Origin of the sequence: Pseudarthrobacter sp. CC4 (assembly GCF_048957775.1) — a bacterium.
Classification (GTDB): Bacteria; Actinomycetota; Actinomycetes; order Actinomycetales; family Micrococcaceae; genus Arthrobacter.
Map to the genome: position 1 here is coordinate 1 of NZ_JARCCZ010000018.1, position 18,059 is coordinate 18,059.

Below are 18,059 nucleotides of genomic sequence, written 5' to 3' on the forward strand. Positions count from 1 at the left end.
TTCTTCGATGACCCCGACGTCATCGCCAAGGCCTCCCGCGGCCTCGGCGAAGCCATGGTGGGCATCAACGTCGACGAAATCCCCCAGCCCCACCGCCTCGCCGAGCGCGGCTGGTAACAGCTTCAAAAGCAGTACGACGGCGGGGGGTCACCCGGGAAGGTGACCCGCCGCCGTCGTTCGTTTATCCCAAGTAGGTAGCGCTAAGTGTCGTTTTGGAGGTTCAAAACGACACTTAGCGCTACCTACTTGGAAACCCTTACTCCAGGCCGCGGCGCTTCAGCAGCGGTTCCAGGCGGGCGTCGCGGCCGCGGAGGCTGCGGAAGGATTCCAGGGGGTCCCGGCTGTTACCTCGTGACAGCAGCTCCTGGCGGAAGCGCTGGCCGTTCGCGCGTGTCAGGCCGCCGTTTTCGGTGAACCAGTCCACCGTTTCCGCGTCCAGGACCTCGCTCCAGATGTAGGAGTAGTAGCCTGCTGCGTACCCTGCGCCTGCGAAGACGTGCTGGAAGTAGCCGGTGCGGTAGCGCGGCGGAATCAGGGCGTGGGCGATTCCCGCGGCAGCGAGGGCCTTGTCTTCGAAAGCCAGGGCGTCTTCCGGAACATCGCCGGCCCCGAGGACATGCCAGGCAAGGTCCAGCAAGGCCGCGCCCAGGTACTCGGTGGTGGCAAAACCCTCGCCCCACAGCCGGGATTCGTTGAGCTTTTCCACGACGGCGGCCGGCAGCGGCTCACCGGTGGCGTGGTGGCGCGCATAATGTTCCAGGACTTCGGGCCACATGATCCACATTTCATTGACCTGGGACGGGTACTCAACGAAGTCGCGGGGAACTGACGTGCCGGAAAACCGCGGGTACGTAACGTTGGAGAAGAGCCCGTGCAGGGCGTGGCCGAATTCGTGGAACGTGGTCCGCAGCTCGTCCAGGGTCAGCAGGGTTGGCTCGCCGGCCGGCGGCTTGGAGATGTTCAGGTTGTTGATGACAACAGGCTTGGTTCCCAGCAGCGCCGACTGTTCAACCAGGGAATTCATCCAGGCCCCGCCACGCTTTGACTCGCGGGTGTAGTAGTCGCCCAGGAACAGGCCCAGTCCCTCACCGTCCTCGTCCCGGACCTCCCAAATGCGTACATCAGGGTGGTAGCCGGAGAGGTCGTCCCGCTCGTGGAACGTGATGCCGTACAGGGATGTGGCGGCGAAGAAAACCCCGTCGGCCAGGACCCGGTCAAGTTCGAAATAGGGACGCAGCGCCTGTTCGTCCACCGCATACTTCCCGCGGCGGACCCTGGCGGAGTAGAAGGCCCAGTCCCAGGCCTCCAGCGGATGGCCCGCAGCCTCGGCCAGCGCCGCCGCTTCGGCGTCCGCGTTCCGCACCGCTGCCGGGGCCATGCGGCTAAGCATGGCCTGGACCGATTCGAAGTCCGGAGCAGTTTGGCGGTCCACCACCAGCTCGGCGTAGTTGGCAAAGCCGAGCAGCGATGCCTTCTCGGCGCGGAGCCGCGCCATTGATGTTGCCAGGTCCAGCACGTCGAGGCTGCCGCCGCTGCTGCCGCGGGCTACGGAGGCTTCGAAGAGCCGACGGCGGACGTCGCGGTTTTCGAGGGCGGCCAGGGCGGGCTGGTTGCTGGGCTGGATCAGCGTCAGCAGGAACTTCCCGTCATGGCCGGCCGCGCGGGCGGCCTCGGCAGCGCTGGCAATGTCATCCGCCGGCAGGCCGGCCAGATCCCCGGCATGGTCAAGCAGGATGGCGGCCGACTTCATTCCGTCCTTGACCCGCTGTCCGAACTCCGTGCCCAGCTGTGAGAGTTCGGCGTTGATGGCGCGGAGCCTCTCCTGGCCCGGGCCGTCAAGCTGGATGCCGGACTGCCGGAATTCCCTGAGGTATTCCTCCACCAGCCGGGTGGACTCGGCATCACATTGGGCCGTATCGATGGCTGCAAAGCGCTCGAAAAGTCCACGGTTCAGGAAGATCTCGTCCTGGTGGGCTGAGAAGAGGGGGGAAAGTTTCGTTTCGAGGTCCCGGATCCGGTCTGACGCGTCCGCTGACACCAATGTGAAGAAGGACGCGGCGGCCCGGTCCAGCAGGCGGCCGGAGCGCTCCATCGCCAGCGCCGTGTTGTCGAAGGTGGCCGGTGCCGGGGTGTCCACGATTCCCTGGATCTCGGCCAGGTGTTCGGCGAGGCCCGCTTCGATGGCTTCCTCGTAGTGGGCGGGTTCGATCCCGGCGAAGGGAGGAAGTCCGTACGGCAGGGGACTGGGCGCCAGAAGGGGGTTGGTCATGAACTAAAACCTTTCACAGCAGGCCACGCTTCTCAATGTGCGCCACGCCACGCCGCCGTCCCTACAATGGCAGCTATGGGGACCATATCCGGCAGGGGGCCGGTGCATATCCGCGCCCATGCTTCCGCGTCGGCCTTGGCCGTTTCGGTGCTCCTGGCAGGGGCCTTGGCAGGCTGCGGCCTGTTGGCGGAGCAGGACGGGTCCACGGCCCGGGCGGGAAACTCCGCTTCCGCCGGGGCGGTTCCGGCAGCGGGCGGTTCCGGCAGTTCTGGTCCCGTGACGGCCACAACCCCTGCTCCGCCGTCCACACCGACACCAACCCCGACCCCCGGCAAAGGGCCTGCCTGCCCCGTGCTCCGCTGCACTTCGGTGCTGGTCACCGGAGACATGCTGGTGCACGCGCAGCTGTGGCAGCAGGGACAGCACGACGCGGCGGCCGCAGGCAAGCCGGGAATGGACTTCGTGCCGCTCCTGGAAGGCCAGCGCAGGTACATCAACAACAGCGACCTCGCCATCTGCCACCTGGAAACTCCCGTATCCGGTCCGGACGGCCCGTTCTCGGCCTATCCCTCCTTCAACGTTCCGCCGCAGATCATTACCGCCTCAAAAGAGGTCGGCTACCAGGCCTGCACAACGGGCAGCAACCACACCATCGACCGCGGGACGGACGGACTGCTGCGAACCCTGGATACCCTGGACGCCGCCGACCTCAAACACACAGGCTCCTACCGGACCGAAACCGAGTCCCAAAAGATCCTCATTATGCAGACGGCGGCGGCAAAGATCGCTGTTGTCCAGGGAACCTACGGGCTGAACGGGCTGGTTCCGGACCATCCCTGGCAGGTGGACATGCTCGATGCCCCCACCATGATCGCCAAGGCGGAGAAAGCGCGGGCGCAGGGGGCGGACATCGTGCTGGCGGCCATGCATGCGGGGGACGAATACGCCAGTGAACCCAACGTCCAGCAGCAGGAGGTGGCGCGTGCCCTGGCGGACAGCGGCCAGTTCAACCTGGTCTACGGACACCACGCGCACGCCGTGCAGCCCATTGAAAACTACAAGGGCACCTGGATCGTGTACGGGCTGGGCAACGCCATCACGGAACTTTCCCCGTGGTATGTGGTCAATAATGAGGGCCTGCTGGTCAGGGTACAGTTCGGCCAGGACACGTCGGGCAGATGGTCAGCCACGGACCTGGCCTGGGCTCCTTCGGTTATTGTCCGGGATCCCTACCGCTGGTGTTCGGTGGCCTCCGACGCGCCGCAGGGGCCCTGTGCCGGGCCGGAAGCCGACGCCGCGACCAGGGAGCGTACTCTGGGGGTGGTCGAGTCCATGGACGCCCCGTCCGCCGGCGCCCACGAATTCCTGGTCACCCGGGAGCCGTGAGGCGGTTCCCCAAGGGGAGTGCCGCCGTCGTCCTTTAACGCCGTGCGTGCTTAGCGAGGGCGCCGCGCCGCGTGTTCCCTGGCCAGTTCCGCGTAGTGGTCATCCGGATGGCCCGGAACAAAGCTGCCGTACTTGCGCTCCGCTGCCGTGCGGATCAGGAAGTCCGCGATGGCCGGATTCTTGGGCAGGAGGGAGCCGTGCAGGTAGCTGGCCACTATATTGCGGTAGCGGGCACCCTCGTGGCCGTCACTGCTGTTGTTGCCCATACCCTTCGGGGTGGAGCCCAAAGGCCGCACGCCGCTGCCAAGGGTGGTCTGGCCGCTGTGGTTCTCATAACCCAGGACTTCGCCGAACTCCGGGGTGGAGACCTTGACGTTGCCGATCAGGCGTTCGTCCGTCCCGTGGGTTTCCACGTCCAGGATGCCGATGCCCGGGATCACGGCGCCTGTGCGGGTCTTGAAGAAGTGTCCGAAGAGCTGGTACAGCCCACAGATGACAAGCATCGGCGCACCGTCCTCAGCCAGGTCCTTAAGTACTCCGGCCCGCGACTGCAGGTCGTCCTGGATCACCAGCTGGCCGCTGTCCTGGCCGCCGCCGCCCACGATAATGTCCACGCCGTCGGGGAACGGATCCCCCACGTTGTACTCGACCAGCTCCGGAGTGTAGCCGTGCCACCTGATCCGCTGCTGCAGGACCAGGGCATTGCCCCAGTCGCCGTAGATGTTCATGTCCCGCGGGTAGAGCTGCACCACGCGGAGGGTGCCCTTGCTCTCAGAGTTCTCCCGTGCGCGGTCCGCACCTGCCTGGCTCAAGAGACAACCTCCACGGTGGTGATTTTGGACAGTTCACGGCGGATGGCCAGCATGGCGGTGTAGGTGCAGAAGATGCGCTTCGGCTTTCCCCGGGCTTCCCGGATGAAGGCTGCAAGGGCCGGCGCAATGTCCGTCTGCACACTGCCGACGGGGACGTCGTCGTATTGCAGCCGGAGGGCCATGTCATAGGCGCGGGACCCGGTCAGCTGGTCCACCCCGCCTTCCCGCAGGGAATCGAACTCAACATCCCACAGCCACGACATATCCCGGCCGTCCGCATAGTTGTCATTGATGGCGATCATGGTGGCGTAGCCTCGGGCCGGGAAGGACTTCAGGCCGAGCCGGAAGCCGCTCGGGTTCTTGACCAGGACCAGGTCCAGGGGCTGGCCGTCCACGGTAAGGCTTTCCCCGCGTCCGAATGCCGGTGCCACGTGGGACAGCGCATCCAACAGGGTCTCATGGTTGGCCGTGGCGGCGCCGCTGCCGCAGATGCTCCGCGCGAGCGTCAGCGCCGCGGCCGCATTGAAGATGTTGTAGACACCCCGAAGCTTCATGCCTGTGCTGACCGTGACGCCGTCGTACTCGAACTCGGCCGTGTCCGCGCCCACCATGCGAAGGACGACGTCGGCAGCGGGCTTCTCCGGCAGGCCCGCCGGGGCGGGACTGCCGGGAGCGGCCCGCATATCATCGTCGTTGGGGAAGGTGCCCAGGAGCGAATCGTCCAGGCCGAAGTATTTGACGTCCTGGCCGGTCAGCGTTTCGGCGATCCGGGCCACCCTGGGATCCTCACGGTTCAGCACCACCGTCCCGGTGGTCTTGGCAGCGATGTGCTGGAGCAGTTGGGCCGTCTTGTCGATTTCACCAAAGCGGTCCAGCTGGTCGCGGAGGACGTTCAGCAGCAGGCAGTAGCGCGGCGGCACGCTGTTGACGAAGTGCACGGCGTGGGCTTCGTCGAGTTCCAGGACCGCGACGTCGGCGTCGAGCCGGCCGCGCCAATCCACCTCGCCCAGCAGGGCTGCGGCCACACCGCGGGTGAAGTTGCTCCCCGTGCGGTTGGTGAAGACCTTGAGGCCCTGGCTTTCCAGCAGCTCCACCACCATTTTGGTGGTCGTGGTTTTGCCGTTGGTGCCGCTGACAACAGCGACGCCGTGGGGGAGCGTGGTGAGCGTCCGCCGCATGAAGCCGGGGTCGATTTTTTCAACCACCAGCCCCGGCAGGGCGGACCCGCCACCCCTGAGCCGGGAGACGCGGCGGACCAGCTTGCCGAGCGGAACACTGAAGTAGAGCATGTTTTGAATATATCCCAGCAACGGCATGCAACCTCCGCCAGGCGCCTGCTAGGAGCCAGGCAGGATGGTTTGGGCGCTTATGCTGGTTGGATGGCAAATTCCCCTTCAGCTGATTCTGCGCGCCCGGGCGCCGGCCTTCGGATCGGTGTGCTGGCGCTCCAGGGCGACTTCCGCGAGCACCTCCGTGCGATCGAACGGACGGGTGCCCAGGCTGTGGGCGTCCGCCGCCCGAAGGAACTGGACGGGTTGGACGGGCTGGTGATTCCGGGCGGCGAGTCCACTGCAATCGACAAGCTGGCGCGCGCCTTTGATCTGGCCGAACCGCTGCGGGAACGCATCGCCGAAGGCCTGCCCGTCTATGGCTCATGTGCGGGGATGATCCTGCTTGCCGACGACATTGCCGATCCCGCGACTGACCTGTCCGGGGCACCGCAGCAGACCTTCGGCGGCCTGGACATCACCGTCCGCCGCAACGCCTTCGGCCGGCAGCGCGAGTCCTTCGAGACGGACCTGGAGTTCAAAGGCCTTGAATTCAGCGCAACGGAAGACGGCGTCCCGCCCGTCCATGCCGTGTTCATCCGGGGGCCCTGGGTGGAGAGGGTGGGTCCCGGCGTCGAAATCCTTGCCCAGGTTGAGCCGGCCGACCCGGAACACGCGTCCCACGCGGTCCCGCTGCCCGGGACGGCTAGAATTGTTGCAGTGCGTTCCGGCCAGTTGCTGGCCACCTCCTTCCACCCGGAAGTGACTGGGGAGAAACGCGTACACGAACTTTTTATCCGCATGATCAGAGGAGAAGCGTAGAGCATGTCAGGCCACTCCAAATGGGCAACGACCAAGCACAAGAAGGCCATCCTCGATAGCCGGCGCGCCAAGTCGTTTGCCAAGCTGATCAAGAATATTGAAGTTGCCGCGCGCATGGGCGGCCCTGACCTGCAAGGCAACCCGGGCCTGGAACTCGCCGTCACCAAAGCGAAGAAGACGTCTGTCCCGGCCGACAACATCGACCGTGCCATCAAGCGCGGAGCCGGGCTCACCGGTGAAGTGGTCGATTACACCGAGATCATGTACGAATGCCGCGGCCCGCAGGGTTCCGCCCTGCTGATCGAATGCCTCACGGACAACAAGAACCGCGCCGCCTCCGAGGTCCGCCTCGCGATCTCCCGCAACGGCGGCACCATTGCCGATCCCGGCTCGGTGAGCTACCTGTTCAGCCGCAAGGGCGTGGTGACGCTGCCCAAGAAGGACCTGACCGAGGACGACGTCCTGATGGCTGTCCTGGACGCCGGAGCCGAGGAAGTCAAGGACAACGGCGAAACCTTCGAGATCCACTCAGACCCCAAGGACCTTCAGGCCGTCCGCGACGCCCTGAAGGAGGCCGGCATCGAGTACGACACTGATGAGGCTGAGTTCGTTCCGTCCATGGAAGTTCCCCTGGATCTGGAAGCAGCCAGGAAGTTCATGAAGCTCGTTGACGCGCTGGAAGACCTCGACGACGTCCAGAACGTCTACAGCAACGCCGACCTCAGCGACGACGTCCAGGCCGCCCTGGAATCTGAGTGACGTACCGCCCGCCCGCCGCACCCGCCCAACCGTGACGCTGCGCGTCCTCGGGGTGGACCCGGGCCTGACCCGATGCGGGATCGGCGTGGTGGACGTGGAACGGAACCGGCGGGCCACCATGGTTGCGGTGGGCGTCGTGGGCACCTCGCCCGACGAAAGCCTCGACCAGCGGCTCCTGGTCATAGCCACCTCGATCGATGAATGGCTGGACCGTTATGAACCGCAGGTCCTCGCCGTCGAGCGCGTCTTTTCCCAACTGAACGTCAGCACGGTGATGGGCGTGGCCCAGGCGTCGGGCGTGGTGATCGCCGCCGCTGCCCGGCGGGGGATCCCGGTGGCCCTGCATACGCCGTCGGAGGTCAAGGCGGCCGTCACCGGCAGCGGTTCCGCCAACAAGGATGCCGTGACGAAGCTGGTCACCAAGATCCTTCGCCTCGATGCGCCGCCACGGCCTGCGGATGCGGCCGACGCCCTGGCGCTGGCCATCACCCACGCCTGGCGGTCAGGCAGCGGCACCTCCAACAAGGGTGCAGTCACCACCGGACCCGGCAGTCCATCGCTCACTTCCGCCCAGCGGGCCTGGGCCGAGGCGGAAGCAAAGGCGCGCCGCGCACGCTGATTGTCCCGGCGGCTTGCTAGGGTATTCGTAGATATGTTCGGATAGCCGGTCCTGCTCCCTGGAGCCCGGCAATACACCAGGAGCCCGGCCTTGATCAGTTTCCTACGCGGGACGGTAGCGCACGTGGGTCTTTCCACGGCTGTCATTGACCTCAACGGTGCGGGCATGAGCGTCAACGCCACCCCGCAAACCCTGAGCCGGCTTCGCGCCGGGGAAGAGGGCCAGCTCTTCACCTCGTTGATTGTGCGGGAGGATTCGCTCACCCTTTTCGGTTTCGCGTCCGACGACGAGCGTGAGGTTTTCGATGTCCTGCTCAGCGTGAGCGGGGTTGGCCCCCGGCTGGCGCTGGCTGTCCTGGCCGTGCACGAACCGGAGGCCATCCGGGTGGCCGCGCACACCGGGGACAGCAAGACGTTCACCAAGGTGCCGGGCATCGGTCCCAAGGTGGCCGGGCGGATCGTGCTGGAGCTGGCCGGAAAACTTGTGCCGCACGGCACCGCGGGTGCCGCAGCGGCGTCCACGGCAGCCGAGGCCGCCTGGAAACCGCAGGTGGTAGCCGCGATGACGAGCCTGGGCTGGTCCGAGAAGGACGCCTCGGCAAGCATCGACAAAGCCCTGGCGGACGAGCCCGAGGTTTCCTTCCGCGGCAACGTGCCGGAGATCCTGCGCACTACCCTCCGGTGGCTGGGCCAGGACGGCGCGCGCGCCGGCAACCGGGTAGGCAGCCGTGGCTGAACCGTCCCTCGTGGCCGCGGGCGAGGAACCTGAGGAGCGGGCCATTGAGGCAGCGCTCAGGCCCAAGAACCTCGACGACTTCGTGGGCCAGCACCGGGTGCGGAAACAGCTGTCCCTGGTGCTGAAGGCGTCACGGATGCGCGGCCGCAGCGCGGACCACGTGCTGTTCTCGGGCCCGCCAGGCCTGGGTAAAACGACTCTCGCCATGATCGTTGCGTCCGAAATGAGCGCCCCGCTGCGGATCAGCAGCGGTCCCGCTATCCAGCACGCTGGAGACCTCGCCGCCATACTGTCCTCCCTTTCCGAGGGCGAGGTCTTGTTCCTGGACGAGATCCACCGCATGTCCCGGCCGGCGGAAGAGATGCTGTATATGGCCATGGAGGATTTCCGGGTGGACATCGTGGTGGGCAAGGGCGCAGGTGCCACCGCAATCCCGCTCGAGCTGCCGCCTTTCACCCTGGTGGGCGCCACCACCCGCGCCGGCCTGCTGCCCGGGCCCTTGCGCGACCGGTTCGGATTCACCGGCCACCTGGAGTTCTACTCCGTCCCCGAGCTCGAACTCGTGCTGCGCCGCTCTGCCGGCCTGCTGGACCTCAAAGTCAATTCCGCCGGTTTCAGCGAAATAGCGGGACGATCCCGGGGCACCCCCCGTATTGCCAACAGGTTGCTGCGGCGAGTGCGGGACTGGGCCCTGGTCCACGGAATTGAGCAGATTGACGCGCGGGCGGCGTCCGCTGCCCTGGACATGTACGAGGTGGACAAGAAGGGCCTGGACCGGCTTGACCGCGCCGTCCTTGAAGCACTCATCACCAAATTCGGCGGCGGGCCCGTGGGGCTGTCCACGCTCGCGATCGCCGTCGGCGAAGAAACCGAAACAGTGGAAACGGTCGCGGAGCCCTTCCTGGTACGGGAAGGACTCCTGGGCCGCACCCCCCGGGGCAGGATAGCCATGGCTCCCGCCTGGACGCACCTCGGCTATGCCATTCCGTCAGGAGTCTTCGCGAAGGAGCAGCTGGACCTGTTCGAACCGGCCGGGGACGCCGAACCCGCGGGCGGCTGGGCCCCGGAGGGCCCATAGGCAGGCTGCGTTCAGCTTTTCCCTTTAGACTGGTATGACGCTCGGCACGTTCGGGTCTTTGTTTCGTGGGCGGCCACCGGCCTCCTGCGTCGCTGGGGAAGGGAACCCGACAGGCTTTTGCCTGCCTTACTGTCCTGCCCCGGCCGGAGCGAAGCCGAAGTTGCTGGAAAATCAGCTATGTAAATAAAGGACGGAATTCCCCTTGGATCCAATGTCAATTCTCCTGTTCGTCATGCTCGGCGTCTTCATCTTCATGATGTTCCGCCGCAACAAGAAGACGCAGCAGCAGCAGGCGGAGCTCCAGTCGAAGTTCGGCCCGGGCGTGGAGGTAATGACCAGCTTCGGCCTGTTCGGCCGCATCGTGGCCATCGACGAGGAGGAAAACAAGGTCACCCTGGAACTGTCGCCGGGCAACCTCGCCACCGTGCACCGTCAGGCCGTCACCAAAATTGTGGAACCCGCGGTGGCAGCCGAGCCCGAGGTTGTTTCCCCGGCCGTGCCGGACGATGCTTCCTCCCTGACGGCGTCCGAAGGCGGCAGCACCGCTGCGACGGCGGAGACACCGGACGAAACCCCGCAGCGCCTCAATGACGAGGGCAAGAAGGACAGCTAGTCCCCGCTGCTTCCCAACAACCTCTACCGCTGCGGACCGCCGCCGGTGCAAGCACGGCAGGCACCGGCGGTTCCTCCGTGAATAAGAGAAAGATCGACAATGGCACGAACTGGCCCCAAAAAACCAGGCCTCCGGGTCCTGGTCTGGCTCGGTGTAATCCTCGCCGCACTAACTGCCGTCCTGGCCGGAGGCACCCTTGCCGGACAGGCAAACTGGGCACCCAAACTGGCCCTGGACCTCGAAGGCGGCACCCAGATGATCCTGGCGCCGAAGGTCGAGGGCGGCTCGGACATCAATGAGGAACAGCTCAACCAGGCCGTGGCGATCATCCGCCAGCGTGTTGACGGTTCAGGTGTTGCCGAGGCTGAGATCAGCACCCAGTCCGGGCGCAACGTGGTGGTCAGCCTTCCCGGCACCCCCTCGAGCCAGACCCGAGACCTGATCCAGGCCTCGGCGGACATGAACTTCCGCCCCGTCCTGCTCGCCGGAGCAGGTGCACCGGTGCCGGAGGAGCAGCGGGCGCCCGAGGACCAGCTGCCAAAGCCGACGGCGGAACCTGCCAACAGCAGCGACACGAACTGGATCACCCCTGAGGTCTACCGCCAGTTCGAGACGCTGGACTGCGACAACCCTGCCCAGGACAAGCAGGAACGCTCGGACCCGGCCAAGCCGCTGGTGACTTGCGAGCCTGCCACCGACTCTACCCCTGCCATCAAGTACATCCTCGGCCCGGTGGAGGTCAAGGGCAGCAACATCGTCACGTCCTCCTTCCAGCTCCAGCAGGGTGCGCAGGGTGCCGTCACGAACGACTGGGCGGTCAACATCCAGTTCGACGACGAGGGAACAGCCAAGTTCAAGGAGGTCACGGAACGCCTGAACCAGTTCTACGTGGCCGCCGGCGGTGACGCAGGCAACGACCCCAAGGCCCAGTTCGCCATTGTTCTTGATGACCAGGTCATTTCCGCGCCCCGGTCCCTTGCGGTCATCACCGACGGACGCCCGCAGATCACCGGCGGGTTCACCGAACAAAGTGCCAAGGCCCTGTCCGACCAACTCCGGTTCGGCGCCCTCCCCATCAGTTTCGAAATCCAAAGCGAACAGCAGATTTCCGCCACCCTGGGCGGGGAACAGCTGCGGATGGGCCTCCTCGCGGGCCTTATCGGACTCCTGCTCGTGGTGGTCTACTCGCTGTTCCAGTACCGGGCGCTTGGCTTCGTGACCATCGCGTCGCTGGTGGTGGCCGGCATCCTCACGTATCTCGCCATCGCCATCCTGGGCTGGACGGAGAACTACCGCCTGTCCCTGGCCGGCGTGGCGGGCATCATCGTGGCCATCGGCCAGACGGCCGACTCGTTCATCGTCTACTTCGAGCGGATCAGGGATGAGCTCCGTGAAGGCCGCGGCCTGGTTTCCGCCGTCGAAAACGGCTGGAAGCGGGCCAAGCGGACCGTCCTGGCCTCCAAGGCCGTCAACCTGCTGGCAGCCCTGGTCCTGTACTTCGTGGCCGTGGGCAACGTGCGCGGGTTCGCCTTCACCCTCGGCCTGACGGCCATCGCCGACCTCATCGTGGTGTTCATGTTCACCCACCCCACGCTGCAGCTCCTGGCCCGCACCAGATTCTTCGGCGAGGGCCACCCGCTGTCCGGCCTCGATCCCAAGCGCCTCGGTGCCGTCCCGCTTTACCGCGGTGCCGGGCGTGTCCGTACCCCGGACGCCAAGCCGGCCGTGGTCCGCACCAAGAACGCCGGCGCGGCAGCGGAAGCCGAACGCAGGATGACCATTGCGGAACGCCGACTGGCGGAGAAGCAGGAGCAGCTTGCGGGCTCCTCGAAGTCCGCAGCGAAGGAGAACAAGTAATGTCAGGCTTCGCCAACTTCGGCAACGAGCTCTACACCGGAAAACGCTCCTACAACTTTGTCGGCGCCAAGAAACTCTGGTTCATCATTGCGGCGGTGGCTGTTGCGCTGTCCATTCTCATCCCGGTGGCCAAGGGCGGCTTCAACCTTGGCATCGAGTTCCGCGGCGGATCGGAGTTCACGGTCTCCAACGTGCAGACCACGGATGCAGCCGTGGGGGAGAAGGCCGTCACCGATGTGGTGCCCGGCAGTGTCCCCCGCGTGGCGAACGTCGCCGGCACCACCATGCGGATCCAAACGGACAAACTCACCGATGATGAGACGCTTCGCATCAAGGAGGGACTCACCGGCGCGTACGGTGTCACCGAGAACGAGGTGACGTCCACCTTCGTCGGTCCCACCTGGGGCGCCGATGTCACCAAGCAGGCGCTGATCGGCCTGGTGGTCTTCGTGCTCCTCGCGGCCGTGCTGATGGCCCTGTACTTCCGCACGTGGAAGATGTCGCTCTCGGCAATTGCCGGCATGGCGGTGACGATGTTCATCACTGCCGGCGTCTACGCCCTCAGCGACTTCGAGGTTACCCCTTCGGCCATCATCGGTTTCCTGACCGTCCTCAGCTACTCCCTCTACGACACGGTGGTGGTGTTCGACAAGATCCGCGAGAATACCGCGGACCTGGACGCCTCGACCCGCCGGACGTTCGCCGAGGAGGTCAACCTCGCCGTCAACCAGACCCTGGTCCGCTCGATCAACACCATGATGGTGGCAATCCTCCCCGTGGGGGCCATCCTCTTCATCGGCGCCGGACTCCTGGGCGCCGGTACCCTGCGCGACCTTTCCCTTGCGCTGTTCGTCGGAATCCTCATCGGAACGGCGGCCACGATCTTCGTGGCGGCCCCGATGTACGCCTGGCTGCGGCAGAATGAGCCTGACCTCGTCAGGCAGGCCAAGCGCGTTGAGCAGAGGCGTGCCACCGCCGGGCGGAACGCGGCTGCGGAGCCCGCCCAGGCCTGACTTTTCAGCAGGGGCCGGACGGCGCCAGGAACCTGGCGTTGTCCGGCCCGTCGGCGTTTAAGGGGCCGGTTATAAAAGTCACCGCCGCGGGGAATAGACTGAAGTAATTAAAACGGTGGTGAGGGGTACTTCATTGGAAGAACGTTCGGCGTCGGCGCCAACGGCACAAGGAGACAAAAGTCCTGCCCCCGGCATGCAGACCGGGGTGGCCGCCTCCGCGCGCCCCGGGCCGCTCGTTCCGGTCGACAACTCCGGGTCCCGTCCCACATTCCCCGGCCGCAGGGAGCGCACCCGCTCCAGGCTCGCCCGGCTGACGGGGCGCAGCACGGCCACGTACTCACCCATTCTTGAACCACTGTTGAGGACCGTCCGGGCCAACAATCCCAAAGAGGACTTCGACCTTATCCAGCGGGCGTTCGACGTCGCTGAGCAGAGCCACCGCGGGCAGAAGCGCAAAAGCGGCGATCCTTACATCACGCATCCGGTGGCCGTGGCCACCATCCTCGCCGAACTGGGCCTGAGCGGCACAACGCTTGCCGCCGCCCTGCTCCATGACACGGTGGAGGACACCCCCTACACCCTCGCCGACCTCAAGCGGGACTTCGGGCCCGAAGTTGCCATGCTGGTGGACGGCGTGACCAAGCTGGACAAAGTCAGCTTCGGCGAGGCGGCGCAGTCCGAAACCGTCCGCAAGATGGTTGTGGCGATGGCCAAGGACATCCGCGTGCTGATGATCAAACTGGCCGACCGGCTGCACAACGCGCGGACCTGGCGCTTCGTGTCGGCCGAATCCTCAGCCCGCAAGGCCCGCGAAACCCTCGAAATTTTCGCCCCGCTGGCGCACCGGCTGGGCATGAACACCATTAAGTGGGAACTGGAGGATCTTTCCTTCGCCGCGCTGTATCCCAAGGTGTACGAAGAAATTGTCCGCATGGTGGGGGACCGGACCCCCGAGCGGGAGAAGAGCCTGAGCGTCATCCGGGACCAGATCACCGAAGACCTGCGCGCCGCGAAGATCAAGGCGACCATCACTGGCCGTCCGAAGCACTACTATTCCATCTACCAGAAGATGATCGTCCGCGATAAGGACTTCGACGACATCAACGACCTCATGGGTGTCCGGGTGCTGGTGGACTCGGTCAGGGACTGTTACGCCGCGCTGGGCACCATGCATTCGCGCTGGAACCCGCTGCCCGGCAGGTTCAAGGACTACATCGCGATGCCCAAGTTCAACATGTACCAGTCGCTGCACACCACGGTGATCGGGCCCGGCGGCAAACCCGTGGAAATCCAGATCCGCACCCATGAAATGCACCGCCGGGCTGAATACGGCGTCGCTGCACACTGGAAGTACAAGGACCAGCCCAACCGCACGGCCGTCGGCCCGGGCAGCCCCCGCGACGGGGACATGGGCTGGCTGCGTTCCCTGGTGGACTGGCAGCAGGAAACCTCCGATCCCGGCGAGTTCCTTGATTCGCTCCGCTTCGAAATCAACGCCCGGGAGGTCTTTGTCTTCACCCCCAAGGGCGAGGTCATGGCACTGCCGGCGGGATCCACCCCCGTGGACTTTGCCTACGCCGTGCACACCGAGGTGGGCCACCGCACCATCGGCGCCAGGGTCAACGGCAAGCTGGTTCCGCTCAATAGTGAACTGAACCACGGTGACTGGGTGGAGATCTTCACCTCGAAGGCTGAGGGGGCAGGGCCGAGCCAGGACTGGCAGCACTTCGTCAAGAGCGCCAGGGCCCGGAACAAGATCCGCCAGTGGTTCAGCAAGGAACGCCGCGAAGAAGCCATTGATCGCGGCAAGGAACTGCTGACCCGTGCAATGCGGAAGCAGAACCTTCCCCTGCAGCGGCTCATGACCCACGAGGCCCTCGCAGCGGTGGCGGAGGAATTCAAGTACGTCGACATCTCCGGCCTGTACGCCGGCGTCGGTGACGGCCACACGTCCGCGCAGTCGGTCATGGAGAAGCTGGTCGAGAGCCTCGGCGGCAATGAAAGCACCGACGACGATATTGCCGAAGTCAGCATTCCCACCCAGGTCACCAAGGCCCGCTTCTCCGACTCGGGCGTGGTGGTCCGTGGCGTGGGCGACGTCTGGGTGAAGCTGGCCCGCTGCTGCACGCCGGTCCCGCCGGATCCCATCCTCGGTTTCGTCACCCGGGGCTCGGGAGTCTCCGTGCACAGGACCGACTGCACCAACATCTCCGACCTGAAGGACCAGCCGGACAGGATTGTTGACGTGGACTGGGCCCCGACGCAGTCCAGCGTCTTCCTGGTGGAGATCCAGGTGGAGGCACTGGACCGCAAGTCCCTGCTGTCCGACGTCACCCGGGTCCTGTCCGAGAACCACGTGAACATCCTGGCAGCCAGTGTGCACACCTCCACGGACAGGGTGGCCATCTCAAAGTTTGCCTTCGAGATGGGGGACCCCAAGTACCTGAGCCACGTCCTCAGTGCAGTCCGCAGGATCGACGGGGTGTTTGACGTCTACCGGACCACCGGCAACAAGCGCCGGAGCTAGTGCAGCGAGTTTTTCCAGGGCAGCCTTTTTGTGGGGCACCCGCGGCGTGGCTTCTATTGCCAGGACCAGCAGGCGCAGGCGGACGTCGTTCTGGGGCCGCGCCAGCAGTCTTTCCAGGGTGGGGATGGCGCGCTCGGCGTCCACGTGCAAGGCGATGTCCAGGGCGGTCCGCAACGGGCTTGAGACCATCAGGCCACCGAGGCTGACAACATCGAACGGCCCGAGCCTTACCTCATGGAGGGTGCATCCCCTCGTGGTCCGGAGGCTGGAGACCCTCCGCGTCGCATCCACAAGGAGGGCCAGCCTGTCCGGCTCACTGGCACAGCCGTAGATCCAGGCGGCCGTCATCCGGCCGGCAACCACCCTTTGGCGGACCGAAGCGGGCACCGCCCCCGCCGCCGCCCGTGCCCGCAGCTGCGGAGAGGCCGGGAGCCCTGGCAGTGTATAGCCGCGGTGGTGGATCCTGTCCAGCAGCCCGTCCGCCGCGAGGGACTGCAGCTCGGGCCAGGCGAAGGGCATGTCCGGGGAATAGAGTTCGGGAAAGCGGGGCGCCAAAGCGTCTGCCGCAGCTGCATGATCGGGGCCCGGAGGAGCCGGTGGAATCACCATTCGTCCATCCTGCACCGGGACCGTTAACTGGCACAGGCCCGGTTCAGGTTATGTGGATAACCGGAACCGGGCCCGCTGGTCAGGGCAGGTGTATCAGGAAAGCTCGCTGGCCGAGCGCTGGATCTGGTCCAGCCATGCCTGGCGTGCTTCGAGGGCCTCCCGGGCCGTCTTGATCCTGCGCTGGTCGCCGCTCTTCTCCGCCTTGGCGAGATCATCCTGCAGGCCGGCGATCGCGGATTCCAGCTGGGAGAGGGCGCTGTTGGTCCGCGCCTTCCGCTCCGGGTTGGAGCGCTGCCACTGTTCGTCCTCGGCGCTACGGACGGCGTCTTCGACCTTGCGCAGGCCAGCCTCGATGCGTCCCATGTCGGCCCGCGGAACCTTGCCCGCTTCTTCCCACCGGTCGCGGACGGACTGCAGTGCCTTCTTTGCCGCCGCGAGGTCCTTCACCGGAAGGATGGCGTTGGCCTCTGCCAGGAGCGCTTCCTTGACGGTGAGGTTGGCGGCGTATTCCTGGTCGATTTCGTCGTTGGCGGCCTGGCGGTTCGTGAAGAACACATCCTGCGCCGCACGGAAACGGGCCCACAGCGCGTCATCGTCCTTGCGGCTGGCGCGCGGTGACGCCTTCCACTGATCCATCAGCCTGCGGTACTCGCCGGCGGCGAAACCCCAGTCGGTGGAGCTGGACAGCGCTTCGGCTTCAGCGATCAGCTTTTCCTTGGCCGACTTGGCAGCGGAATTGTTGCTGTCCAGCTGGGAGAAGTAGGCGCGGCGGTGGCGGTCGAAAACCGTGCGGGCGGCGCGGAACCTCTTCCACAGGGCGTCCTCGTTGCTCCTGCCCAGGCGTACGCCGCTCTTCTGGGCTGTTTTCCAGCTCTCAAAGAGTTCGTTCATCCTGGCGCTGGAGGTCTTCCACTGAGTCTGTGCCGGGTCCTGGCCGGAGATTTGCTCGGCCTCCGCCACGATAGCCTCGCGGGCCGCCAGTTCAGAGGCGCGGACGGCGTCGTGTTCTGCCTTCTCGGCTTTCTCCAGATCAACTATCTGTTCGGAGAGCTTGTCCAGCCGGGCCTCCGCAGAACGCAGGTCGCCCACCATGTTGCGCTCTGCAAGCTGCTCCCGCAGGTGCGTCACGGTCTTCTGCATATCAGTGCTGGGCGCCTTTGAGCTGACGCGCTGTTCGAGCAGCACAATCTGGGCCACGACGTCGTCGTATTTCCGTGCGAAGTACGCGAGGGCTTCGTCGTCGCTCACGCCCGGGTACTGCCCGACGGCGTGCTCGCTGCCATCGATGGTCAGGAAGACGTACCCGTCGCCTTCAACCCGACCCCACTTCGAGGCTTCCGCAAGGGAGGTGGTTGGGGCTGCCGGTACTGCTGCTGCGGCCGGGGCTGCGGCAGCAGGCTTGGGGCGGGAAGCGAACGCGGCCGGAGACGGCGCTACTGACCTTGGAGATGGCGCAGGTGCAGGTGCAGATGCGGGTGCAGCGTCAGCCGGCGTTTCGGCCGCTGGAGCCTCGCCGGCGGCTGTTTCTTCTGCAGCGGCCCCGGTTTCGGTTGCCTCCGCAGCGGGGGTGCCGGCCGCTTCGGTGGCCTCACCGCCGGCTGCGGGTGCCGCCGCTTCGGCCAGGTCTGTTGCTGTTTCGTCGGATTTCTGACTGTCTGTCACCGCTAAAAGTCTTTCGCTTGGAGGGAAATA

General features: G+C 65.7%; 15 protein-coding genes and 1 pseudogene. 11 read left to right on the top strand and 5 right to left on the bottom strand.

The features are described from left to right. Positions 1–117: pseudogene (locus PV768_RS13290) on the top strand (pyridoxal 5'-phosphate synthase lyase subunit PdxS); the annotation flags it as partial. 139 nt (positions 118–256) lie between these two features. Here the strand turns inward: PV768_RS13290 and PV768_RS13295 are convergent. Continuing rightward, positions 257–2,269: a M3 family metallopeptidase gene (locus PV768_RS13295; protein ID WP_421093248.1), complete on the bottom strand. Its 2,013-nt coding sequence runs from the start codon at positions 2,267–2,269 to the stop codon at positions 257–259. A gap of 75 nt (positions 2,270–2,344) precedes the next feature. Here PV768_RS13295 and PV768_RS13300 point away from each other — a divergent pair, with 75 nt between their 5' ends. After that, entirely contained in the window at positions 2,345–3,655 is a 1,311-nt protein-coding gene (locus PV768_RS13300) for a CapA family protein (RefSeq protein ID WP_421093249.1), read from the top strand. A 50-nt stretch (positions 3,656–3,705) separates the two neighbouring features. On the opposite strand, the gene PV768_RS13305 is transcribed toward PV768_RS13300, so the two are convergent. Next, positions 3,706–4,467: a type 1 glutamine amidotransferase gene (locus tag PV768_RS13305; protein WP_421093250.1), complete on the bottom strand. Its 762-nt coding sequence runs from the start codon at positions 4,465–4,467 to the stop codon at positions 3,706–3,708. After that, positions 4,464–5,756: a MurT ligase domain-containing protein gene (locus PV768_RS13310; protein ID WP_421093251.1), complete on the bottom strand. Its 1,293-nt coding sequence runs from the start codon at positions 5,754–5,756 to the stop codon at positions 4,464–4,466. Before PV768_RS13310 ends, PV768_RS13305 begins: the two co-directional genes overlap by 4 nt. Positions 5,757–5,846: 90 nt before the next feature. Here PV768_RS13310 and pdxT point away from each other — a divergent pair, with 90 nt between their 5' ends. The 9 genes from pdxT (at position 5,847) to PV768_RS13355 (ending at position 15,758) form a co-directional block, all read left to right on the top strand. Further along, the gene (gene pdxT / locus PV768_RS13315; RefSeq protein ID WP_157242055.1) at positions 5,847–6,557 is read left to right on the top strand and encodes a pyridoxal 5'-phosphate synthase glutaminase subunit PdxT; all 711 of its coding nucleotides are present in this window, start codon (positions 5,847–5,849) and stop codon (positions 6,555–6,557) included. A gap of 3 nt (positions 6,558–6,560) precedes the next feature. Continuing rightward, a complete protein-coding gene (locus PV768_RS13320; protein ID WP_157242056.1) occupies positions 6,561–7,316 on the top strand; it encodes a YebC/PmpR family DNA-binding transcriptional regulator in 756 nt (251 codons plus the stop codon). Positions 7,317–7,347: 31 nt separating this feature from the next. Continuing rightward, entirely contained in the window at positions 7,348–7,935 is a 588-nt protein-coding gene (gene ruvC, locus PV768_RS13325) for a crossover junction endodeoxyribonuclease RuvC (protein WP_421093252.1), read from the top strand. Between the two features lie 90 nt (positions 7,936–8,025). Then, positions 8,026–8,670: a Holliday junction branch migration protein RuvA gene (gene ruvA / locus PV768_RS13330; RefSeq protein ID WP_323057101.1), complete on the top strand. Its 645-nt coding sequence runs from the start codon at positions 8,026–8,028 to the stop codon at positions 8,668–8,670. Continuing rightward, the gene (gene ruvB, locus PV768_RS13335; protein WP_421093253.1) at positions 8,663–9,748 is read left to right on the top strand and encodes a Holliday junction branch migration DNA helicase RuvB; all 1,086 of its coding nucleotides are present in this window, start codon (positions 8,663–8,665) and stop codon (positions 9,746–9,748) included. The genes ruvA and ruvB overlap by 8 nt, the downstream gene beginning before the upstream one ends. 211 nt (positions 9,749–9,959) lie before the next feature. Continuing rightward, positions 9,960–10,361, top strand: a complete 402-nt coding sequence (gene yajC / locus PV768_RS13340) for a preprotein translocase subunit YajC (RefSeq protein WP_157242058.1) — start codon at positions 9,960–9,962, stop codon at positions 10,359–10,361. A gap of 99 nt (positions 10,362–10,460) precedes the next feature. After that, on the top strand, positions 10,461–12,218 hold the full coding sequence (gene secD, locus PV768_RS13345) for a protein translocase subunit SecD (protein ID WP_421093254.1): 1,758 nt from the start codon (positions 10,461–10,463) through the stop codon (positions 12,216–12,218). After that, the gene (gene secF / locus PV768_RS13350; protein ID WP_421093255.1) at positions 12,218–13,231 is read left to right on the top strand and encodes a protein translocase subunit SecF; all 1,014 of its coding nucleotides are present in this window, start codon (positions 12,218–12,220) and stop codon (positions 13,229–13,231) included. The genes secD and secF overlap by 1 nt, the downstream gene beginning before the upstream one ends. A gap of 133 nt (positions 13,232–13,364) precedes the next feature. Then, positions 13,365–15,758 carry a RelA/SpoT family protein gene (locus PV768_RS13355; protein WP_157242061.1) on the top strand — a complete coding sequence of 798 codons (2,394 nt, stop codon included), beginning with the start codon at positions 13,365–13,367 and terminating at the stop codon, positions 15,756–15,758. Here the strand turns inward: PV768_RS13355 and PV768_RS13360 are convergent. Both PV768_RS13360 and PV768_RS13365 read right to left on the bottom strand, forming a co-directional pair. Then, on the bottom strand, positions 15,639–16,367 hold the full coding sequence (locus PV768_RS13360; protein WP_231754895.1) for a type IV toxin-antitoxin system AbiEi family antitoxin: 729 nt from the start codon (positions 16,365–16,367) through the stop codon (positions 15,639–15,641). The genes PV768_RS13355 and PV768_RS13360 overlap by 120 nt on opposite strands. A gap of 93 nt (positions 16,368–16,460) precedes the next feature. Then, a complete protein-coding gene (locus tag PV768_RS13365; protein WP_421093256.1) occupies positions 16,461–18,029 on the bottom strand; it encodes a DUF349 domain-containing protein in 1,569 nt (522 codons plus the stop codon). Positions 18,030–18,059 lie beyond the last annotated feature (30 nt).